The sequence below is a fragment of the Enterococcus sp. AMC1251 genome (genome assembly GCF_058216535.1).
The window spans coordinates 1,358,169-1,380,353 of the sequence record NZ_CM177098.1 but is presented as its reverse complement, the minus strand read 5'-3'; the positions used below and the strand labels follow the sequence as shown (position 1 = coordinate 1,380,353).

Annotated in this window: 24 protein-coding genes and 1 riboswitch; of the genes, 11 read left to right on the top strand and 13 right to left on the bottom strand. The window is 35.1% G+C overall.

Annotated elements, in window-relative coordinates:
- The first annotated feature begins 268 nt into the window (after window positions 1–268).
- Window positions 269–438, top strand: a riboswitch (M-box (ykoK) riboswitch).
- Window positions 439–714: 276 nt separating this feature from the next.
- From AC4BBR_RS06405 to AC4BBR_RS06395, 3 genes are read left to right on the top strand one after another with little or no spacing between them, the layout of a single operon-like run.
- On the top strand, window positions 715–1,641 hold the full coding sequence (locus tag AC4BBR_RS06405) for an LCP family protein (RefSeq protein WP_490461713.1): 927 nt from the start codon (window positions 715–717) through the stop codon (window positions 1,639–1,641).
- Entirely contained in the window at window positions 1,638–2,819 is a 1,182-nt protein-coding gene (locus AC4BBR_RS06400) for an FtsW/RodA/SpoVE family cell cycle protein (protein ID WP_490461712.1), read from the top strand. The genes AC4BBR_RS06405 and AC4BBR_RS06400 overlap by 4 nt, the downstream gene beginning before the upstream one ends.
- Window positions 2,816–4,006, top strand: coding sequence for an FtsW/RodA/SpoVE family cell cycle protein (locus AC4BBR_RS06395; RefSeq protein WP_490461711.1), 1,191 nt, complete (start codon window positions 2,816–2,818; stop codon window positions 4,004–4,006). The genes AC4BBR_RS06400 and AC4BBR_RS06395 overlap by 4 nt, the downstream gene beginning before the upstream one ends.
- 210 nt (window positions 4,007–4,216) lie before the next feature.
- Here AC4BBR_RS06395 and AC4BBR_RS06390 read toward each other — a convergent pair whose 3' ends face one another.
- Entirely contained in the window at window positions 4,217–4,987 is a 771-nt protein-coding gene (locus AC4BBR_RS06390) for a MurR/RpiR family transcriptional regulator (protein WP_490461710.1), read from the bottom strand.
- 183 nt (window positions 4,988–5,170) lie between these two features.
- On the opposite strand from AC4BBR_RS06390, the gene AC4BBR_RS06385 reads away from it, so the two are divergent.
- The 3 genes from AC4BBR_RS06385 to AC4BBR_RS06375 are packed head-to-tail and all read left to right on the top strand — an operon-like array spanning window position 5,171 to window position 8,474.
- Window positions 5,171–6,502 carry a 6-phospho-beta-glucosidase gene (locus tag AC4BBR_RS06385; protein ID WP_490461709.1) on the top strand — a complete coding sequence of 444 codons (1,332 nt, stop codon included), beginning with the start codon at window positions 5,171–5,173 and terminating at the stop codon, window positions 6,500–6,502.
- Entirely contained in the window at window positions 6,499–7,227 is a 729-nt protein-coding gene (locus AC4BBR_RS06380; protein ID WP_490461708.1) for a 6-phosphogluconolactonase, read from the top strand. Before AC4BBR_RS06385 ends, AC4BBR_RS06380 begins: the two co-directional genes overlap by 4 nt.
- Before the next feature lie 14 nt (window positions 7,228–7,241).
- Window positions 7,242–8,474 carry a PTS sugar transporter subunit IIC gene (locus AC4BBR_RS06375; RefSeq protein WP_490461707.1) on the top strand — a complete coding sequence of 411 codons (1,233 nt, stop codon included), beginning with the start codon at window positions 7,242–7,244 and terminating at the stop codon, window positions 8,472–8,474.
- 734 nt (window positions 8,475–9,208) lie between these two features.
- Here the strand turns inward: AC4BBR_RS06375 and AC4BBR_RS06370 are convergent.
- Genes AC4BBR_RS06370 through AC4BBR_RS06360 form a run of 3 tightly spaced genes read right to left on the bottom strand, consistent with a single transcriptional unit; the run spans window position 9,209 to window position 10,255 of the window.
- Window positions 9,209–9,517, bottom strand: a complete 309-nt coding sequence (locus AC4BBR_RS06370; RefSeq protein ID WP_010760984.1) for a DUF1292 domain-containing protein — start codon at window positions 9,515–9,517, stop codon at window positions 9,209–9,211.
- A gap of 43 nt (window positions 9,518–9,560) precedes the next feature.
- Window positions 9,561–9,989, bottom strand: a complete 429-nt coding sequence (gene ruvX, locus AC4BBR_RS06365; protein WP_490461706.1) for a Holliday junction resolvase RuvX — start codon at window positions 9,987–9,989, stop codon at window positions 9,561–9,563.
- Complete coding sequence (locus AC4BBR_RS06360; RefSeq protein WP_010760982.1) at window positions 9,986–10,255, bottom strand: IreB family regulatory phosphoprotein; 270 nt, start codon at window positions 10,253–10,255, stop codon at window positions 9,986–9,988. Before AC4BBR_RS06360 ends, ruvX begins: the two co-directional genes overlap by 4 nt.
- A gap of 242 nt (window positions 10,256–10,497) precedes the next feature.
- On the opposite strand from AC4BBR_RS06360, the gene AC4BBR_RS06355 reads away from it, so the two are divergent.
- A complete protein-coding gene (locus tag AC4BBR_RS06355; RefSeq protein WP_490461705.1) occupies window positions 10,498–11,145 on the top strand; it encodes a class I SAM-dependent methyltransferase in 648 nt (215 codons plus the stop codon).
- A 14-nt stretch (window positions 11,146–11,159) separates the two neighbouring features.
- Here the strand turns inward: AC4BBR_RS06355 and argF are convergent, their stop codons facing one another.
- The 6 genes from argF to AC4BBR_RS06325 all read right to left on the bottom strand — a co-directional run bounded on the left by argF (window position 11,160) and on the right by AC4BBR_RS06325 (window position 16,489).
- Window positions 11,160–12,092 (bottom strand): ornithine carbamoyltransferase, encoded by a 933-nt coding sequence (gene argF / locus AC4BBR_RS06350; protein ID WP_490461704.1) that lies wholly within the window; start codon window positions 12,090–12,092, stop codon window positions 11,160–11,162.
- A 30-nt stretch (window positions 12,093–12,122) separates the two neighbouring features.
- Complete coding sequence (gene argD / locus AC4BBR_RS06345) at window positions 12,123–13,271, bottom strand: acetylornithine transaminase (protein WP_490461703.1); 1,149 nt, start codon at window positions 13,269–13,271, stop codon at window positions 12,123–12,125.
- Complete coding sequence (argB, locus tag AC4BBR_RS06340; protein WP_490461702.1) at window positions 13,268–14,020, bottom strand: acetylglutamate kinase; 753 nt, start codon at window positions 14,018–14,020, stop codon at window positions 13,268–13,270. The genes argD and argB overlap by 4 nt, the downstream gene beginning before the upstream one ends.
- A gap of 43 nt (window positions 14,021–14,063) precedes the next feature.
- Complete coding sequence (argC, locus tag AC4BBR_RS06335; RefSeq protein ID WP_490461701.1) at window positions 14,064–15,095, bottom strand: N-acetyl-gamma-glutamyl-phosphate reductase; 1,032 nt, start codon at window positions 15,093–15,095, stop codon at window positions 14,064–14,066.
- 211 nt (window positions 15,096–15,306) lie between these two features.
- On the bottom strand, window positions 15,307–15,696 hold the full coding sequence (locus AC4BBR_RS06330; RefSeq protein WP_490461700.1) for a GyrI-like domain-containing protein: 390 nt from the start codon (window positions 15,694–15,696) through the stop codon (window positions 15,307–15,309).
- A 94-nt stretch (window positions 15,697–15,790) separates the two neighbouring features.
- The gene (locus AC4BBR_RS06325) at window positions 15,791–16,489 is read right to left on the bottom strand and encodes a DUF554 domain-containing protein (protein ID WP_490462078.1); all 699 of its coding nucleotides are present in this window, start codon (window positions 16,487–16,489) and stop codon (window positions 15,791–15,793) included.
- A gap of 187 nt (window positions 16,490–16,676) precedes the next feature.
- Between AC4BBR_RS06325 and AC4BBR_RS06320 the strand changes: the two genes are divergently transcribed.
- The 4 genes from AC4BBR_RS06320 to AC4BBR_RS06305 all read left to right on the top strand — a co-directional run bounded on the left by AC4BBR_RS06320 (window position 16,677) and on the right by AC4BBR_RS06305 (window position 19,129).
- On the top strand, window positions 16,677–17,069 hold the full coding sequence (locus AC4BBR_RS06320; protein WP_490461699.1) for a hypothetical protein: 393 nt from the start codon (window positions 16,677–16,679) through the stop codon (window positions 17,067–17,069).
- Window positions 17,070–17,381: 312 nt separating this feature from the next.
- On the top strand, window positions 17,382–18,134 hold the full coding sequence (locus AC4BBR_RS06315; RefSeq protein ID WP_490461698.1) for a threonine/serine exporter family protein: 753 nt from the start codon (window positions 17,382–17,384) through the stop codon (window positions 18,132–18,134).
- 54 nt (window positions 18,135–18,188) lie between these two features.
- Window positions 18,189–18,671, top strand: a complete 483-nt coding sequence (locus AC4BBR_RS06310; RefSeq protein WP_490461697.1) for a threonine/serine exporter family protein — start codon at window positions 18,189–18,191, stop codon at window positions 18,669–18,671.
- Between the two features lie 29 nt (window positions 18,672–18,700).
- Complete coding sequence (locus tag AC4BBR_RS06305) at window positions 18,701–19,129, top strand: GNAT family N-acetyltransferase (RefSeq protein WP_490461696.1); 429 nt, start codon at window positions 18,701–18,703, stop codon at window positions 19,127–19,129.
- 182 nt (window positions 19,130–19,311) lie between these two features.
- Here the strand turns inward: AC4BBR_RS06305 and AC4BBR_RS06300 are convergent, their stop codons facing one another.
- From AC4BBR_RS06300 to AC4BBR_RS06290, 3 genes are all read right to left on the bottom strand, one after another.
- Window positions 19,312–20,157 carry a TIGR03943 family putative permease subunit gene (locus tag AC4BBR_RS06300; protein ID WP_490461695.1) on the bottom strand — a complete coding sequence of 282 codons (846 nt, stop codon included), beginning with the start codon at window positions 20,155–20,157 and terminating at the stop codon, window positions 19,312–19,314.
- 14 nt (window positions 20,158–20,171) lie between these two features.
- Entirely contained in the window at window positions 20,172–21,074 is a 903-nt protein-coding gene (locus tag AC4BBR_RS06295) for a permease (protein WP_490461694.1), read from the bottom strand.
- Window positions 21,075–21,335: 261 nt separating this feature from the next.
- Complete coding sequence (locus AC4BBR_RS06290; protein WP_490461693.1) at window positions 21,336–22,142, bottom strand: MBL fold metallo-hydrolase; 807 nt, start codon at window positions 22,140–22,142, stop codon at window positions 21,336–21,338.
- Window positions 22,143–22,185: the final 43 nt, after the last annotated feature.

Here is a 22,185-nt window from a genome sequence, read left to right as displayed (position 1 = left end):
TGTTTAATCATTTGTTTGACAAAAAATCAGCAGAATCTTTATTTCAAATCAGTATCAAATTTCAATTTTTTACTTATGTTTAAGAAAAAGTAAAGAAAATAATTTGATGTTTTTTTTGATACATCCAATTCCGCTGCACGAATCCCTTGAAGACAGAATTCTGCACTTAAAATAACAAAATATTTTTATTTTAAGTAAATATATTATAAAAAAATTAATATTTACTTTGTTGACTTCAACAAATATATTCATTATATTTAAGACGATCTAAATAACTTGTTAGGTGAGGCTCCTATGGAAACACAGGCTACTGCTCAAAAATGTCGAAAGACAGGAATGGGTAGGACAGGAATTGTCGAATTAAGGCTTTTCACAAAGTAGCTAAAAGCTCAGCTTTTTACGTTTCATAGTGCTAAAACTCAACGATGAGAATGATGAAAAGCTCTTTTTGTGCTAAAATCAATCCCCCTTCGCTGAGTTATTTTAAGCGAAGGTTTTTTTGATAAATAATGCTGTTGTACTTCTGATTTTTCTGGAGGTGGAAATAAATATAACTAAAGGCGTTCGGCGATACCAATGCTAACTTTCTTAGTCTATATGAAGTCAACACTCTCATTATTTTTAGCATAAAAAACTTTTAAAACGACATCTAAGTCAATTCCTAATGCAAACTTTATTTGATGATCGATTAAAATGATTAGCGAGGAATAAAAAATGAAAACAGTAAAAAAAGTCATTATTTCTATCATTCTTTGTACACTTCTTCTCCTTACAGCGCTCGGAAGTTATGCTGTAATCAACTTTCATAAAGGAAAAAAAAACGCTCAATCACAAATAAATTCATCTAAGAATAATAATTTTTCTGGTGATAAACAAACGAATACGAAAGAAATCACTATCATGTTGATTGGGGATGACGGTCGTGAAGATGACGAAGATGGCGGGCGAGCAGATACTCTTATGGTTGCTCATTATAATAGTGAAACAAAACAACCAAAACTTGTTTCAATCATGAGAGATTCCTATGTCGAAATCCCAGGGTACGGTTTAGAGAAAATTAACGCTGCTTACGCCTTTGGCGGAGCAGAATTGACTAAAAAAGTTCTTAATGATTCATTAGGATTACCAATCAATTATTATGTTTCAGCTGATTTCAATAATTTTATCCGATTGATTAATGACCTTTATCCAAAAGGAATTGAAATTGATGCTGAAAAAGACATTAATCTAGACAATGTAGATATCAAAAAAGGAAAACAAGTCATGGATGGCAATACGCTGTTGCAATATGCTCGATTTAGAATGGACGAAGAAGGCGACTTCGGTCGTGTTAGAAGACAGCAGCAGGTTATGGATGCCTTAGCTAAACAATCAAAAAATGCCATTCCAATTCTTCAACTACCAAAAATTGCTGGTGAAGCTGTTGGCTACTTAGATACAAATATACCTACAAATCTTCTTGTAGATTTAGCAAAAGACTTTCTTACGGGGAATGTAAAAAATATGGAAACATTATCTGTACCGGTTAAAGGAAGCTGGTCATTTAATGATCACACTGAAGCAGGCAGTGTTTTGGAATTCGACGAACAGCAAAATGAGCAAGCTATTCGCGATTTCTTGGATGATGGGGCAAAAAGATGAAAAAGTACAAGCGTTTATCTAAACTACATTATTTAGATTTTTATATTTTAATCCCTTATTTCATCTTATGTATCGTAGGTATCTTAATGGTTTATAGTTCTAGCTCTTATCAATTATTAGACAGTGAATTAGGAACAGCTAGTAAGGCCATCAAGCAAACAATCTCCTTCGTTATAAGCTTGATTTGTTTGAGTTTTGTTTACCGGATCAATTTGAATGTCTTACGTAAACCTAGAATGTTGCATTTTTTACTCATGTTAACGTTTCTTTCGCTAATCGCTTTACCAATTATTGGAACAAGTGTAGGCGGTGCAAAGCGTTGGATCAATTTAGGCTTTCTTTTGTTTCAACCATCTGAATTAGTTCCTTTGGTACTTATTCTTTACCTTTCTACTAATTTATCAAAAAATGACAGGTTAGTTCCATTTTCTTTTAAAAATCATAAGCAGTCACTTTTAGTTTCATTCTTTTTTATGATATTTGTTGCTCTTCAACCAAATATTGCTGGAGCGTCCATGATTTTTATCCTTGTATTAGTGTTATTTTTATCTAGTGGGCTTTCTCCTTTATTTATTTCGCTTGCTTTGATTGGATTTGTTGCATTGAAACGGCTGGGAACAGTTTTATTATTGTCGATTCCAATGAATTGGATGCCCACAAAATTCAGTTATTTGGTCACACGTTTTGAAGTGATGCAAAATCCTTTCATCGACCCTACTGGCAAAGGCTTCCAAACCTCAAATGCCTATTATGCGATGCACAATGGTGGATTTTGGGGTCTTGGTTTAGGTAATAGTATTCAGAAAAAAGGGTTTTTACCCGCTGCAGACACTGATTTCATTTTTGCTATTTGTATTGAGGAGTTAGGGTTGATTTTTTCTTTGGGTATTTTATTCTTAGTTTTCTTTATGGTAGGTCGTTTGTTTTTATTAGCAATAAAATCAAAAACACTTTATTACTCTTATCTTTATATCGGTTGTGGAATGTTACTTTTACTTCAAGTTGCTGTAAACGTTGGAAGTCTCTTAGGGTACATTCCAATGACAGGATTAACATTTCCATTTATTAGTTATGGTGGCTCTAGTTTACTGATATTAAGTGTTACACTAGGAATTGCTTTAAATGCTCGAGGTACAGAAATTCGCAAAACCTTTAATCGACAAGGAGGACAGCTATGAGAAAATCGTTTGTTTTAAAAAATGAACCCGTAAATTACGCTCTACTCTTGCCTGTTTTTCTTTTGATATTGGTTGGATTTATCGCTCAGTATGGAGCCTTCTCTGCCGATCCTTCTGTTAAGTCCGCTACACCTTTGCTAATGAAACAATTATCATGGACTGTTTTAGGGCTGGGTACGATGTTTATCACGATGTTCATTCCTATTAAATATTTATGGAAAGCTACACCTATACTTTATGGTTTGTCGTTGTTCTTGATGGGACTGCTTATAAAATTTCATGATCCCGTTATGGCAGCTGCTACAGGAACAAAACGTTGGATTCGATTAGGACCATTTTCATTTCAACCATCAGAGTTCATGAAACTTGGCTATATTTTGATGCTGGCCTATATTGTCACAAGAAGAAGACAAAAATCGAAAAGTCCGTCAACATTAAATGAAGATTTTCATTTGTTAGGTGAATTATCACTCGTCAGCTTGCCTGTCTTTGGATTAATGTTTTATCAAAAAGATTTTGGAACAAGTTTAGTTTTTATTTCAATTTTTCTTGGTGTCGTACTTGTATCTGGTTGTTCTTGGAAAATTCTGGCGGTCGGTTTTGGAATTTTAGGAACGCTTGGCATCAGCGGGATTTTATTAGTTTTAACAGAACGAGGGCAAAAAATACTTACCTACCTTCATTTTCAGCCTTATCAATTTAATCGGATCCATGCTTGGCTCAATCCTTTTGAATACGCTGATTCTATTTCATTTCAACAAGCAAGAGGGTTAACTGCAATCGGTTCTGGTGAACTATTAGGAAAAGGTCTATCGAATCTACAAGTTTATGTTCCTGTCAGAGAGTCTGATATGATTTTCACCGTAATTGGCGAAGCATATGGTTTTGTGGGAACTTGTGCATTGATTCTGCTATTCTTTTATCTAATTTATCAAATGCTGATTTGTACGCTAAATGCAAAACGTGAATTTTATGCTTATATTACGACGGGTGTGATTATGTATTTCTTATTCCATATTCTAGAAAATATCGGATCTAATATCGGTTTGCTACCATTGACGGGGATTCCTTTGCCTTTTATTAGTCAGGGAGGAACGGCATATTTGACTAATTTTATTGGGATCGGGTTGATTCTTTCGATGTATTATCAAAAGGAGAAAACTAGCTCCGTTACCTCAGAGAAATAATAGAGAATTGCTTTACAGCTAAACTTTTATCCTTGTTTAGGGTGTGTGACAAAATGTGTAAAAACATTTTGCTACACACCCTTCGTTGTATATTCTTTACAATCATATTACTTATAGGTAGCCGTTTTCTTACTTCAAGCCTCATTCAATATCTTCCAACTATCCTATGTGTCTTAGAAAATCGCAAGTGTTAAAATTAAAAGTTCGCACTTAACTATCCTTTTTATAAATTTGAATTTTCTTCTTACGAACTTCCTTAGCCAACTTCTCAATGATGAATATTGCGGGAATTTGGGTAGTGACGTCAGATTCATCTATTTTTTCAATAGAGATATAATAAGGGATATTTATATCAGCTAATCGAGCAATTGTAGATTTACTATTGTTTGTAACAGAAATTATTGAACTATCTGATAAGTTTAAATGATTTAAATAAGTAATGATTTCATTTGTTTCACCAGAGACAGATAAAGCAATAATACACATTTTTTTTGCAAGTGTACTACTCAAATAATTAATAGGATAATTGTTGGGATCCTCAATTCTAATAGCCATATTAAACAAAGAAGAAAAATATAACGCACCATACTCAGCTACTATATTAGAAGTACCAATACCAATAAAAATTACTAATTCTTTTTCCAGTAATAGTTCTACGGATTCGTCTATTTTATTTTTAAAAAAATTATCTTTAGATCTTGTGATAAACGTTATTAATTCTTCGTCTAGTTCTGAATTATTTGATCTTAGCGATCCTTCTTTTTGCGAATTAAAGTATGCTTGTAAACGTATTTTGAATTCTGAATAGCCAGAAGTTTCAAATTTTTTGCAGAATCTTAAAATACTGGCTGTACTTGTATGAGTACTATCTGCCAATTCCCGTATGGACATTTTATTCATATCACTAAGATGAGAAATTATATATTTGTAAATAACTATGTCTGTATCATTCAATGTAGGTGTTTCATCTAAAAATAACATAGGATCTCCTTTGAATTCACACAAAATTTTATCATGTATAAGCTTATATAAACACATGTCACATTTCGTGTCAAGTTTGTTACAAATAACAAATCCATGACAATGTAACCGTTCTCTTTTCTTTCGTTTATTTGTGTTCAAAAGATACTATAATAAATAAAAAATAAGAAAAGAGGCATTATCGTGAAAAATGGAATAAAAATAGTTACTATTGGCGGAGGATCAAGCTATACACCAGAATTAATTGAAGGATTTATTAAACGTTACCATGAATTACCTATTACGGAACTTTGGTTAGTTGATATTGAAGCTGGTCGAGAAAAGTTGGAGATCGTTGGAAATTTGGCAAAACGTATGATAAAAAAAGCTGGGCTACCCATCAAAATTGAATTGACTTTAAATCGAGAACGAGCATTAAAAAATGCTGATTTTGTAACAACACAATTTCGTGTCGGACTACTTGATGCTCGTGAGAATGATGAAAAGATTCCATTAAAATACGACGTTATCGGACAAGAAACAAATGGTCCCGGTGGGCTCTTTAAAGGGTTGCGTACAATCCCTGTAATTTTATCTATCGTAAAAGATATGGAAAAGCTTTGCCCAAAAGCATGGTTAATCAATTTTACGAATCCTGCTGGGATGGTTACCGAAGCTGTATTACGTCATAGTAATATGAGAAAAGTCGTTGGACTATGTAATGGCCCCATTGGAATTGAACGAGGAATTGCTGAAATATTAAACGTACCAAGTTCAGAAATTTTTGTAGAATTTACTGGATTGAATCATATGGTTTTCGCTAAACGTATTTTTCATAAGGGAGTTGACATAACTAAAACAATCATTCATCTTATGACTGAAAAAGAAGAAAATTCTGTTTCTTTAAAAAATATAGCTGATTTTAATTATGAACCTGAATTTTTCAAAAAACTTAATATGATTCCTATTGGTTATCTGCGTTATTACTACAAAACCTCACAAATGTTGGAGGATCAAAAACGAGCGTTCAAAGAAGAAGGAACTAGAGCTCAAGTAGTGAAGAAAGTTGAACATAAACTATTTGAATTATACAAAGATAATGATTTAGCTGTTAAACCACCTCAATTAGAGGAACGCGGTGGTGCATACTATAGTGAAGCAGCATGTAATCTAATCAATTCTATTTATAATGATAAACGAGATATTCAAACCGTAAATACACGAAATAATGGCGCAATTCTAGATATCGATCCTGATTCAGCGGTAGAAGTAAATTGTGTGATTACTAAACAAGGACCTATTCCCTTAACAACTGGTGAACTACCTGTAGCAATCAAAGGTTTAGTTCAGCAAATCAAATCATTTGAACGTGTGGCAGCTGAAGCCGCCGTAACAGGAGATTATGATACAGCTTTATTAGCAATGACAATCAATCCACTAGTATCAACAGATATCGATGCAAAAAGTATGTTAGATGAACTATTAGAAGCACATCAAGAATACTTACCAAATTTCTTTAAAGGAGATAGAAAATGAAACTAAACTATTATATGACAAATGATTACGATCAATTAAGTAAGAAGACTGCAGATATAATTATTGAACATATCAGAAAAAATCCCGAAGGTTTGTACTGCTTTGCAGGGGGCGACACTCCTGTTAAAACGTTACGATTGATTGCTGAGGAAGCGACACTAGGGAACTTGGATTTAAGTAGGGCTCATTTTATTGAACTAGATGAATGGGTTGGTCTTAATCCTTCCGATTCAGGTAGTTGCGCATCCTATCTCTCTAAAAATCTATTTATACCTGCAAACATAAAAAAAGAACAAATCCATACATTCGATCCTCTTGCAGAAAATATGGCATTAGAATGCGAAAAAGCAAATCAATATATTTCTAATTTTGGCGGTCTATCATTTGTTCTTTTAGGTGTAGGCGTCAACGGACATCTTGGCTTCAACGAACCAGGTGTTTCTTTTGATAAAACGGCACATATTATCGATTTAGATCAAACAACACAAGAGGTTGGGAAAAAATATTTTACTGATGCACAAACTATCGATCGTTCGAAAGGAATCACTTTAGGGATCAAACAGTTGCTTGATGCTGAATGTTTGATCGTTCAAGCAAGCGGTACGCGGAAAAAAAATGCAATAACTACACTTTTAGAAGGAAAAATTACGAACCAATGCCCTGTCACAGCGATATGGAATCATAAGAATCCGATTGTTATTATTGATAAAGATGTCCTAACTTAGAAAGGAGACTTTTCATGAATTTTATTGAAAACAAGCTACTTCCCGTTCTTTTAAAGGTTGGTAATAACAAGCATCTAATCGCCATTCGTAATGGAATTTCCATGACTATCCCCTTTACTATTATTGGTAGTTTCTTTCTAATTATAGGCAATTTTCCCCTTAAGGTCTGGACAGATCTAATTGAACCATGGAGTAATCTATTAAATGCTCCTGTAAATGTTACCTTTGGTGTATTAGGTCTTATTTCAGCAATAGGTATCGGCTATCATTTAGGAAGAGAATTAGGAACCGACCCTATTTCAAATTCATTATTAACAACAATAGGTTTTTTACTGGCAACGACGAATGATGACCTAAGCATTAATATTGAAGCTTTAGGAGCCTCAGGAATGTTTACCGCCATCATTATTGGAATTTTCGCTACTCATGCGTTCCGGTATTTTATGAAAAAAAATATTGTTATTAAAATGCCGGACGGAGTGCCACCAACGGTTGCTATGTCTTTTACAACATTGATTCCAGGAGCGTTTGTATTAATTGTTATTTGGATACTACGATGTTTGTTAGGAATTGATTTAAACGAATTAATTTCATATATCTTTCAGCCACTTGTTTCCGGGATGGGAACATTGCCAGGTATGATCACATATACAATTCTCGTCTGTTTGTTATGGGTATGCGGAATTCATGGAGACAATATTTTATCAGGTATTGCAACGCCTGTTTTCTTAGGATATTTGGCAGAAAATACCCATGCGTTTCAAACAGGTATCGAACCTCAAAATATAATTACTGAAGGTTATTGGATTGTTTTTATGTGTATAGGCGGAACAGGTGCAACATTAGGTCTAGTACTGAATATGATTCGCTCTAAAAGCAAAATGTATAAATCTATAGGTGAATTATCGTTACCTTCAGCAATTTTTTGCATTAACGAACCTGTGATTTTTGGATTACCAATCGTAATGAATCCTATAATGATTATCCCTTTTGTAGGAACGCCCGTTATTTTATGTATTGGAACGTATATTTTGATGAGTATGGGAATTATTGGAAAAATAGTAATTCAAGTTCCGTGGACTATACCACCCGTAATAGGAGCATATTTAGCGACTAATGGAAGTATAGGTGCTGCAGTTTGGTCAGCTGTCTCTATTGTTATTTCGTACTTCATTTATATGCCTTTTTTCAAAATTATGGAGACCCAACAAATCAAAAGTGAAAGAGAAATTGAACAACCTAATTAATCGTTACGGCTTTGAACGATATTACTTTTAGAAAGAAGCTCTATTGCAGTCTTTCAATCTTATTGTATTACTTCGTAAACTAATAAGAAGGTTATGAAAGAAAGTCGAAATAAAACTGACTTTTAGTTTTGTTTTGACCTTCTTTCACTTTTTCCAGTTCTCTAATAACGGATGGCATTCAGTTTGACGTTCAAATAAATAGGCGTTGCGATGATTGTTTTTACTATTCAATAAAATTCTCATTAGCGTGGGGAACTATAAATAAAGTACAGAAAAACCACCATTCCTCTATCTTTGGATCATTAAAAATTCACTTTTTTTAAGTAATGACTTTCGGCTTGGTACTCTATACGTGGTGGAATGCCGTAGACAACCTCGATTATATCATTTCTCGTTACATTACATAGTGCTCAACACTCCTAAAAATCCTGCACTTTCAGCATTCAACTAATCTACATAAGAGGAATTCTCTATTTTATATAACGGAATGAATATTGTCACTCGCTGAAACAATACTGGTATAATCTCTGTTGGCAGTTATTGAGCGGTTGTACAGCTGGGGCATTTCCTGAAACATTTGCGCTAGAAGCTGATACAGAGATACTTATACTATTTAATGCACTGGCAGACTAACTAATATTTTAGATAAGAATAAGTAATTGTATCTTCGAGATCTATCACTAAAAATAAAAAAGCTAAGCCCGACTATCCATGGCTTAGCTCATTTTTAAATGTTATTCTTCTTCTTCCGCCATGAATGTATTGAAAACTTCTTCAATCATATCCCATTCAGCGTCTGTTTCAATTTGTTGTAATTCGCCTTCTGTTCCTTCGTTGTTTTCGATATAAGCGTAAGCTTGCAATTCAACATCTTCTTCTTCAGGAACGCCCGCTGGGTAAAGTAGTACGTAATTTTTACCGAATTCTTCTTGTCCGTCAACCGTTAAAAGAATTTCGTATAATGTTTCGTTCCCTTGTTCATCAACTAATGTGATGTGCTCATGTCCTTCATGATCGTGATCATGGTTATGCTCTTCTGCCATTATTTTGCTCTCCTTTTATCTTGCACTTGTTTTTACAAGTCGATTAAATTTTATTGCTAGCGCCATCTAAATAATTTTGCAAAATCATGACGGCAGCTACTTTATCGATTACTTTTTTTCTTTTCGCTCTGGATGTGTTTGCTTGTTCGACTAGCATCCGTTCGGCTTGAACTGTGGTTAAACGTTCATCTTGATAGGTCACAGGAATTTGGAACAGCTCTTCGATTTTCTTACCATACGCCATTGACGCTTCAGCTCTAGGTCCAATCGAATTGTTCATATTTTTCGGTAAGCCCACAACAAATCTAGTTACTTCATATTCTTTCACTAATTCTGCTAAACGTTCAAACCCAAATTCTTCCTGCTCTTCATTGATCCGAATGATTTCAACACCTTGAGCGGTCCAGCCAAATGGATCACTGACAGCGATTCCTACTGTCTTGGAGCCAACATCAAGTCCCATTGTTCTCATCGAATAGTGATTCCATGATCAGATAAGTAATATTTAACCAGCTCTTCCATGATCTCATCCCGTTCATGACGACGAATCAAATTTCGAGCGTCTTGGTAACGAGGAATGTAGGCCGGGTCTCCAGAAAGCAAATAGCCCACAATCTGATTAATCGGATTATACCCTTTTTCCTCTAGTGCCTTGTATACAGTAGCCAGAGTCTCACTTACTTCCTTCTTACGACTGTCATCAAAATCAAAACGTACAGTTTCATCTGTAAAACCCATTTATCTACACCTCACTTATATTCTATTCATACAATTTCATTCTACTAAAAACAAGGCAAAACTACAAACAAAACTTAACAATTTCTGCTATATATTAAATTTTTTCTTTAAATTTAAGGAAATTGACTGATTATCGGATAAATAAAAGAGCTTTAGCATGAAATGTTCAATTTTTTTTCTGCTCGTTGTTTTTTTATTGTATACTATTTTAAAGAGTTAAACACAGAATAAAGGAGTTTTTTATGTTAATCGGGATTGGTATTATATTTGCTGTGTTATTGATCTATCTATTCCAAATTTTGCTAAAACAATCAAAAAAGCCTACTGGAATTATCGGTACGTGGATGATGCACCTTTGGAATAGCGTTTATCTACCTTTGGTCAAGTGGGCAATGAGCAATATCACGGTAACTGATGGCATCAGCATTTTAGATATTGGTGTGGGCAATGGTGCTTCAAGCTTTTATCTCTTGCAACAAGCAAATTCATCCTCTGTGACTGGTATCGATAGTTCTAATCATGCGATAGCGCAAGCTAAAAAGAAACATCCAAACCAACAGATTGATTTTGAACAAATGGATGTTTATGCTCTTACCTTTGATTTAGAAACTTTTGATCTCGTGACAGCTTTTCAAACACATTTTCATTGGGATGATCTAAGCCAAGCCTCATACGAAATCTATCGTGTTCTCAAACCAAATGGTGTCGTAGTTTTTGCTTGTGAGACAGCAAAAATCAATTATTTTTTACCTAAATTAAAAAAATCTGCTGATTTTCAAGTCTATATGGCTGAAATTGGTTTTACATTTGTCAATCAGCATCAAACGAATCAATGGACAATGTATACTTTTCAAAAAACAAAAATGACACAAAACGAAAAAATCGTTTAGTATCATTTCATTTTTTATAGGTTTGCCATAAGTTTAACCATCAACGCTTTTTGGGCATGGAGACGATTGGCTGCTTCTTGATATATAGCCGAGTGTGTTCCGTCAATAATATCAGCTGATACTTCTTCTCCTCTGTGCGCAGGTAAGCAATGCAAAAATAGATAATCTTTTTTCGCTTGAACAGCCAGTCGGTTATTGACTTGAAATGTCTTGAAGACAGCTTCCCGTTCTTTTTGTTCAGATTCATCCCCCATGCTTGCCCAGACATCTGTCACTAAAACATCAGCATTTTTCGCTGCTTGATCGGGATCATTTATACTCTTGATTTGACTACCACTTGTTTTTGCATTCTTTTTAGCAAGCTCAACAATCTCTGCCTTTGGTTCATAACCTTTAGGCGTTGCAATAGTAATATCCATTCCAACCAAACTTCCCCCAATCAAAAATGAATGTGCCATATTGTTCCCATCACCGATATACGTTAATTTGATTCCTTCCAGCTTCCCTTTCTGCTCATAAATCGTTTGAAAATCGGCTAGGATCTGACAGGGATGGTGATCATCTGTAAGTCCGTTGATAATAGGAATGGATGCTTCCGCTGCTAGTTCAGCAACCATTTGATCTGAATAGGTGCGAATCATGATAGCATCCACATAACTGGACATTACTTTAGCCGTATCTTTGACTGGTTCTCCCCGCCCCATTTGCGTACTTTTTGAGTCTAAAACAATCGCTTGACCGCCAAGTTGAATAATTCCTGCTTCAAATGAAACCCGCGTTCTCGTACTGTTTTTTTCAAAAATCATCGCTAGGATTTTTCCAGCTAATACGCCTCGATATGCTTGCGGATTTGCTTTTATTGCTACAGCAAGCTCAATAATTGATAAAAATTCTTCTTTTGTTATCTCAGTTAGATTTAAAATACTTTTGCCGTACATGGAATTCATTGTTTATCAATCTCCTTTTCTCCAAAATGCTTACTCTAGATTATTTAAGACTTTTTCAATGATTATTAGCCCTTGGTCAATTTCTTTTTCTGTAATTGTTAATGGGGGTAAAAGACGTACAACTGTTTGACCTGCTTTTAATGCAAGTAAGCCTTCTTCCTCTAATTGATCCAATACAACATTCAACATCTGTTGATCCGCTAACTCGATACCAACCATTAGTCCCTTTCCACGAACTATTTTGATCATCGGATTTTTTTCTGTTATTTGGTTTAAACCAGTCATTAGTTGTAAACTTTTTTGCTGAACATCTTGTAAAAATTTCGGTTGATTGATTCGTTGGACAACGTTATATGCAATACTCATCGCTAAGTTGTTTCCCCCAAATGTCGAACCATGACTGCCTGGCCCAAAAAAGTCTGCTAAAGCAACTTTACCAACCATTGCCCCAACGGGAATACCATTGCCTAACCCTTTTGCCAATGTGAAAATATCTGGTTCGATCTGATACTGTTCATAAGCATAAAAAGTGCCTGTTCGCCCGATTCCAGTTTGAATTTCATCGATAATCAGCAAAGCACCATACTCTTTACAAAGAGACTGTACAGCTTGAATCCACGATTCGTCAGCTGGTAATACACCGCCTTCTCCTTGAATCAACTCTAACATGACGGCTGCGGTTTCTTGATCGATTTCCGCTTTTAATGGTTCTACTTCATTAAAAGGTAGGTAAACAAAATCAGGAACCAATGGCGCAAAACCAGCATGAATACTCTCTTGACCTGTCGCACTCATTGCACCATATGTTCTACCATGAAAGGAGTTTGTAAAGGTAATGATTTTACTTTTACCAGTTGCTTTGTGTGCTAGTTTGATTGCTGCTTCATTTGCTTCGGCTCCACTATTACAAAAATAGCTAACGTACGTTTTACCATTTGCTAATTGCTCTGCCACTTGTTCTTGCAAATGATTTTCATACAAATTCGGTGTGTGCCATAAAAGATTAGATTGATCGTGTAATACTTGATTTAGTTTTGGATCATTATAGCCTAAATTCATTACGCCGATACCGCTAGTAAAATCAAGATAGCTTTTCCCAGTTTGATCGGTCAACGTATTTTCAGCTCCTTTGATCAACTCTAATTCTTTTCTCAGGTAGTTTGGAAATAAGTAGCTCATACAAAAACCTCCTTTGATTTGATAATCGTTCCAGTATGCTGGATTTGATTCGTGATGTGAACTTCTTTTACACCGCCTTTGATGGCTGTTACAGCACTTTCCACTTTTGGCAGCATTCCGCCTTTAATGATTTTGGCTGTTTTAAGCTTGGGAATTTCATTGATGGATAGTTCTTTTAGCCATTGATTTTCTTTTTTTACCCCTGGGACGTCTGTTAGCAAATACAATTTTTCAGCTCGCAATTCCTCTGCTACTTTACAGGCTACATGATCAGCATTAATGTTCAGCCATTCACCTTCTTTGGTTAAACCCAAAGGTGCAATGATTGGGATATGCTTGGTCTCAAGTAGATGTCCCAACAATTCCGTATCTACTTTTTTGACTTGTCCAACTGAGCCTAATCTATGTTTATCAAGAAACGTTCCCGTAATAATTTGACTACAAGAAGCATTTAAACCGACTACCGAAAAACCCTCTTGTTGGAAATGAGTTGTGATCATTGGTTGTACTTGACCAATCAATACCATTTGCGTGATTTTTAACGTCTCTTCTGTCGTTACCCGCAGTCCATCTTTGATCACTACAGGTACATTCAAGCGCTGCATCATTTCAGAAATATAATGCCCACCGCCATGAACAATCACAACTTTTTTCCCATCTTTTTGCCATTGATTAATCTGTTCAAAAAATGCTGTTGTTAGGTTATCGCTGGCTACACCGCCCATCTTTATAACAATAATTTTTTTCATAATTGATACTCCTTCTTAAGTTTTAAACCTTCATTAATCATTTTTAAGGATAAATTGGTAACTGATCTAGACCACACTGTTCATCAAATCCTGCAAAAATATTCAAGTTTTGAATCGCTTGTCCAGCTGCACCTTTGCCAAGATTATCGATGACAGTGACAATTGTGACCATGTTCATTTTTGGATTATAGGCAAGTCCGATATCGCAGTAATTCGACCCAATCACTTGTTTCAGTACAGGATATTGTCCTACCTCTTGAACTCGAATAAAAGGACTCTTTTCAAAATGTGTCTGATATAACTGAACTAATTTCTCGTCAGAAATCAGTTCAGTTAATTTCGCGTAAGCGGTTAAGAAAATCCCTCTAGTTACCGGAATCAACGAGGTTGAAAATTGAATGGCTGAAAGTTGCGGTTCCCATTTTTTTAATTGTTGGATGATTTCTGGAATATGTTGATGACTATTCATTTTGTAGAGTGTCATATTATCATGGGTTTCAGAAAAATGAGTCATTTTTGATAAGCTTTTTCCTGCACCTGAAATACCCGATTTAGCATCAATTACGATGGAATCCAAAATCAACTTACCACTATTCAATAATGGCGCTAAAGATAATTCAGCTGCCGTAGCATAACACCCAGGATTAGCAATCCATTTTGATTGAGGCTTTTCCCGATATTCGGCTAAACCATAATCAAATTTTTGAACCCTATAAATTGGCGCCCCACTTGATCCATACCACTTTTCATATTCTCCAGCTTCTTTTAAGCGAAAGTCTCCTGATAGATCGATAACAGGAAAATCTGCTTCAATAAAAGGCAGTGCCAACTCTTTTGAAATGCCAGAAGGCGTTGCTAAAAAGACTAGATCACTCTTTTTCATAATTTCATCTGGTTCGATTGTTTCTAAGGGCAAAGAAATGAGTTGCTTCAAATGTGGAGTAATATCCTTGACTGATTTTTTATTCATCGAACGACTATGGATCGAAACGACTTCGACAATTGGATGCTGCTTAAGATATCGCAAAAGTTCCATTCCACCATAACCTGTCACACCAACAATTGAGACCTTCATATGCTTCACTTCTTTTCTTTTTATTTTTTATCAAACGAATGTTGTTTTTCATATTATAAGTTCTATCGTTATACAAGTCAACGGTTTTTTATTAGCTAAAAACTTAAAAATTAAATAAATATACAAAAAACACTAATATTCATTATGATTTGAATAAAAAATAAGTCTGAAGAAAAACTTGATCAGTTTTTCTTCAGACTTCAGATATCTATTATACAGAAAGATAAATCACAATTGTTCCATCTGCTTTATAATGTTCTACATCTGTTAAATAGGTACGTCTTTTTTCCAACGCTTCGTCTTCCCAGATCTTCTGCCAAGCTTCCCCTACCCCTTTTGGACTCGCCTCTGCCACTGGAATCTCTACATACTCACCAGCAAAAATAACTGAACTTTCAGTAAAATCAGCATGTTCATTCCCTATCAACAAGTCATAATCTCCTTTAAAATTGCTTTCATAGCTTGAATAGACAGCGAAAAAATCCCCGTCTAGATTCATTGCCGGCACCTTGTTCCATAAAGCAATAATTTCATCCAAACGATGATTATTCGTACGAATCTTCTTGCCTTTGATTGTTTTTTCTGTTAATTGAATGGTCATTTCCTTCACTCCTTAAAATTTATAAGTTGAGCTTAACATAGAAATGATGACAACTGTCTCTCAGTATTTCATTCAAATGCCATTTTTTTGTTGATCACAGATAGAATTGTACCGTAACAATTCCAATCAAAATAAGAATTCCCGGCAAATAATTTGAGACTCTGATTTTAGTGATTCCCATAATGTTCAATCCAATTGCAAAAATCATCAACCCACCGATCGCACTGATTTCCTCCATCAATAAATCCAGTAGTTCTTTGGGAATATAACGCATCAAAACACTAGCAAAAACAGCGATTAATCCTTGATAAAGAAAAACAGGCACTGCAGAAAAAAGAACCCCTACACCTAATGTAGCTGTCAACATGATCGACATAAAACCGTCCATTACTGCTTTCGTAAACAACGTTTGATGATTATTCCCCACACCGCTTTCGATTGCACCAATTACTCCCATTGAGCCAATCAGAAAAATCAGTGATGCCGTCACAAAGCCATCCGCAAAATTGCTACCTGGTTTTGCATAACGTTTTTCTAGGTTCAAACCAAACTCATTCATCTTATCTTCAATCCCTATTGCTTCACCTAGCATTGCCCCTAAACATAAGCTGATTAGGATCACAATAAAAGAAGACGTTTTAAAAGCCATTTGAATCCCTAATACTATAACCCCTAGAGCAATCCCTTTCGTGACTGTATCTTTCATTTGTTCTGAAATATTTCGTAAAACAGCGCCAAGTAAACTGCCGAATATAATCGCTAGCCCATTGACCAGAGATCCTAATAAAATCATCTTTTTCATCCCAATCCTTCCGTATTTCAATACTTTTTGTTATTATACTACATCTACTATTATGATATAAGGTGAAATGAAAATGGAAAAAAATACTAACTCACCAGAAAACTACCATTGGTTCAAAATGTAAACAATGGATATGGAGATAATGACGGTGATGGTTCTGCTGTCCAGGAGGGGATTTATGACTTTAAAAAGTACACTAAAAGCAAGTAGCATTATTATTGTCATTTCGCTTTTCTCACTTATCTTTTACTTAGTTCCAAAATATGATGGGCACAAGTACTTACCTAATCAACAAAAAGAAACTAAAATAAAGATGGCAGACCATAACATAGAAGCACGAATTTATATTTATTTAGATGAGAAGCACAAAGAAGATTTTGAAATAACTTTATACGATAATCAACTCAAAAAGAACTTGACTCCATATATTGCAGGTAAAGATAAATTCACTCATAAAGGAAAACTTCATTATGTATATATTGTAGAAAAAGGTGAGACTTATACTGCTAAAATTAAAAATAAAACTGACTCAACAATAACCTCAAATATTATAGTTGGAGATAATGACTAAAAACAAATAGAGCTTGCAGTCATCGCTAGCTGTATTTGTTTTTGACCTTAAAATTTGTAAAAGCTCATCTTCCACTGAGTCTAAATTTTATTATTTAAAAGTTGTCTTATGGAGTTTGTCTATTATACGATAAGAAGTGTTAAAGGAACATTCTAATATCAAACTATTCTTGTCATGATGATAAAATTTCCCTATTTGTGCAGACTGCTTTATATAGAATGATCTTTTTATCGTTCTATGCTATTTTTTCTAACCATAATCAACTATACTAAACATAGATAAGATGATAGAACTTAAAAGTGAGGAAACTAAATGGCATCAATAGATATAGAAAAAGTCTTGGAAACTTGTTTACTAGCTGGGAAAATCATGCTGGAAAGTGATGCAGAAATGTATCGGGTAGAAGATACGATGAGTCGGATCGCTTTAGCATCTGGAGATTATCGCCTAGTCAGCTATGTCACGCAAACAGGGCTTTTCGTAGGGTTAGATGGCACATCAACCATTCGAATGGTTCAAATTTTAAACCGTTCGATTAATTTAGAAAAAGTGTCCAGAATCAACCAGCTTTCCAGAGAATATGTAACTGGAATTTATACATTAGATGAGCTTTTAGAACAGCTAAAAACCTTAGAGCAAGAACGAAAGTTTTTCCCTTTGTGGATGAGGTTTGTTAGTGCTGCGGTTGTCAGTGGAACGATCATGATTTTATTTGGTGGTGTTTGGACTGATTTGCTGTTGACTTGTTTGATTGGCGGTTTGGGTTATATTCTTTATTATGCTAGTTTGAAAGTGCTACGTATTAAGTTTCTTTCCGAATTTTTGGCTGCCTTCTTTATTGGCTGCGCCGCTCTTTTAAGCAGTAAAATCGGGGTAGGCGTTAATCAGGATATGATCATTATCGGCTGTGTGATGCCCCTTGTGCCAGGCGTTCAGATCACGAATGCCTTACGCGATTTATTGGCGGGACATTATCTTTCAGGTGTTTCTAGAGGGACAGAAGCAATGATGACAGCTTCCATGATTGGTTTTGCCATTGCCTTTGTTTTTCAATTATTTTACTAGGGAAAAATTTCGCAGATTTAAACAGTTCATTTATCAAAATTTGGAGGTTTTCGAATGATCAATTTGCTGGTTCAGTTTTCATTTAGTTTTTTAGCTTCAGCGGCCTATGCTGTTATTACAAATGTACCTAGACGTTCCCTAGTTGCTTGTGGTTTATCTGGTTCTTCTGGCTGGATGTTTTATTGGTTTTCAACTCAATTAGGTGCTAATGCTGCTTTAGGTTCTTTATTAGGTGCCCTAAGTGTTGCTTCCGTTAGTTTTATCTGTTCACGAAAACTAAAATTACCTGTGACCATTTTCAATATTCCAGGGATGGTTCCTTTAGTTCCCGGTGGACTTGCGTATCAAGCAGTACGAAATTTAGTGATAGGAAATTACGAAACAGCTGTCTATTCTAGCGTACAGGCAATCATGATCGCAGGTGCCATCGCTTTAGGGTTAGTTTTGTCTGAGGTGTTGAATCATAATATTCGAAACTTTAGAGAAAAACGAGAAATAGTCAACTTGATTAGAAAAAAAGAAGGCAATAAATACTAGTTTTAACACCCGTTGGGAGAAATACAAAAATGATCAAAAAAATCAATAGAGTAACACCTATCGAATTAGAAGAAATAATGAAGATCTGGCTAACAGCTAATTGTGAAGCGCATCCTTTTATTCCAGAATCGTACTGGCAAGAAAATTTCGCTTTTGTAAGAGAACAACTACCTCAAGCTGACCTTTATGTTTATAGGGAAAACAACGAAATCCTTGCGTTTCTAGGCATGAATGAGCAGTATATTGCTGGAATTTTCGTGAAAAATGACTACCGCGGTAAAGGAATCGGTCAAAAGCTGCTAAATGAGGCAAAACATACTCATGATTCATTAAGTCTTTCAGTCTATGCGAAAAATCATAATGCTGTGAAATTTTATAAAAAACAAGGGTTTAAACAAATAAATCAACAAGTAGACAATACTGGTGAGTTGGACTATCAGCTTTTCTGGGGAAAATAAACAAAAAAGTGGCTGGGACATAACTCTATGAGTTACAACCCAGTCACCTAAAATCCGAATAAACGGTGGGAACAGAAGCAACCCCTTCGGAAATAAGCTGAAATTCACAAAAATTTAAAAAGCAATTTTCGTAAATTCCCTCTTATTTCTCGAGGTTAAACTCTTCTGTCCCAGCCTCTTTTCTAGAATGAACGATAAACATACTGATTTTTCGGTTCTTCAACCTGTTTTACCTTCGTAACATCCACCATGGGAATCTCCCGCTTAAACGGTGCATAATAACCAGAATGAATCGTTCCTGTCACTTCTACCCAGTCATTATTTTTGAACGTTTGTCCCTCAGGCATATGTGTCAATAAGCCAAATACCCCGGAATCTGCCACACAATGAATGATTCCAAAACGAAAAACAAACATATTAGCTTCCTCACTTTGTGAAGAATTAAATGCAAACCCTTTATACGTAATTGTCTTTCCAATAAATTCACTAGGATAATTATAAATCAGTTCCATCACTTCTAAATAGTTTTCTTCTGTAACACTCACTTTATCATCTTTGATATAACGTGTTAGCGCTTGTTTCATCTGTTTGTCATAATCTGTTTTATCGAAATAAATACTAGTATCTGGTTTTAGATATTGCGTCTGTACTTCAGGGTCCCCGACAGATTCTTTACTCAATGGAAAATTGAACCCTTTTGCTTCAACAATCGACGTATCCAAACTAACCGTTGGAAACATAAAACCGACAACTAAAGGCAATGCCAATAAAACATAAGCAACTCCTCTTTGGTATCGCTTATTCAAACCATGATCATGCTCATCTTCATGATGGTGGTGATGTGTTAGTGTCTGTTTATCTTCTTTATTCCAAAGAATTAGCTGAACCATCGCCAAGACAAAAGAAAGTACCATCGATAAAATAGCTAAATAACGGTAATGAACATTTATATATTGGTTTAATCTACCCGATACTTGCAAAAACATCATCAACATTGTATAACCAATTAAAATCAAAAATCGAATCATCTTTTCTTCCCTCCTTAGATTGCTAATGCATAAAGACTAACAACAACTGTTACAATACCGACAAATTTTAACATAAAAGATGTTTTAAAATAACGTTTCATCATCAATAAATTTTTGATATCCACCATTGGTCCAAAAACGAGAAACCCTACGACAGGTCCACTACCGAATAAACCCAATAAAGACGAGCCGATAAAAGCATCTGCCTCAGAGCATAACGACAAAGTAGCAGCTAATACAAGCATTACTAAAATCGCTAAAAGCTTTGTATGCCCTAATTGTAACATCGCACCTGTTGGCAAATAAGTCTGCATAGCTGCCGCCAATAATGACCCGAAAATCAAATAGCGCCCTGTATCGAAGAACTCATCGATTCCATGTGTGAGAACAGTCCAGCATTTATGCCAAAACGATTCTTTTTCATGTTGATGCTCTTCTACTATCGCACAGCTACTATCAAAAGCAGACTCCTGTAATATAGGTTCTTTATTGAGGTACGCCAACCAGACACCTATAACTAGCGCAACCAACATACTGCCAAGCACACGCCAAATAACAAATTTCATAGAATTTCCAAACGCAATATAGGTCGAAAAAAGAACGATTGGATTAATGATCGGTGCCGTTATCATAAAGGCAAAAGCTGTATAAGTCGGCACATCCTTTTTGACAAATTGATGTACAATTGGGACTATTCCACATTCACAAGAAGGGAAAAAGAACCCTAAGAAACTTCCTACAAGGATTGATAAAAATTTATTTTTAGGGAGTAATCTCTTCACTCGTTCTGGTGTTAAAAAAACATGTAACGCACCTGATATTACACATCCAAGCATGACGAACGGCAACGCTTCGATTACGATTGATAAAAAAATAGTACCCATTTGCAAAACTGAATGAGGCAAAAACTGAAACATCTAATTCCTCCTACTGTTAAAAATAATGTAACCATTCTATTTTGTACATCTTTTTTAGATTCAAAAATATAGTTAACTATACTGCAGCTATCGCAAAAATTCAAGACAAGGTAGATTTAATTTAAACTTATATAATATATTCATTGCATAACAAAAAAAGGTAGGATCTTTGGACTCCCATAAATCACAACAATTCTCTTTTGTGATTTATAGGAACTCCTCGACCCTAACCGAGTTTTTCTTACACTTTATGTCTATCCATCAAATTGCAAATAACTCAGATGCAGATTCAGGATCTGTATCATAAATATTAAAATCAAAATTCACCCCTAGACCCTTTTCAGCTAAAATCGACTCCATCGCCATTCTAGCATGCTCTTTAGTATTATTCTCTTTACTCAAATGTCCTAAATAAATTCGTTTTGTGTGGTTCCCGATCACATCAGCCATCGTTAATGCGCCATCATCATTAGATAAGTGTCCTTTATCACCTAAAATTCGTTGTTTTAAGCTCCAAGGATATGGACCCATTCGTAAAATCTCTAATTCATGATTGCTTTCGATCAGATAAGCATCCGCATCTTTGATTGTTCCACGTATATGGTCGCTACAATAACCTGTATCTGTCAGCATCACAAATGATCGATTATCTTTAAAAAAACGGTAAAACTGGGGAGCAGCTGCATCATGAGAAACACCAAAACTCTCAATATCCATATCTCCAAAGGTCAAAACTTTCCCCATGTCAAAGATATGTTTTTGTTCCACGGCAACGTTTCCGATCAATGGATCCATGGCTGCCCATGTCTTTTCATTAGCATAAACATCTAATTTATATTTTCTAGCCAAAACACCGACACCGTGAATATGATCACGATGCTCGTGAGTTACTAAGATAGCATCCAAGTCTTCTGGTTTCCGATCAACTTCTGCTAACAGTGAAGTAATTTTTTTTCCACTTAGTCCTGCATCTATAAGCAGCTTTTTGCTCTCAGTTTCAATAAAAAGGGAATTACCTGTACTTCCACTCGCAAGAATGCTGATGTTAAAAGCTTTTTCTTGACTCATTTTTCTTTTCGCTTCCCTTCTTTGGTTTACAGCTACTTATTAT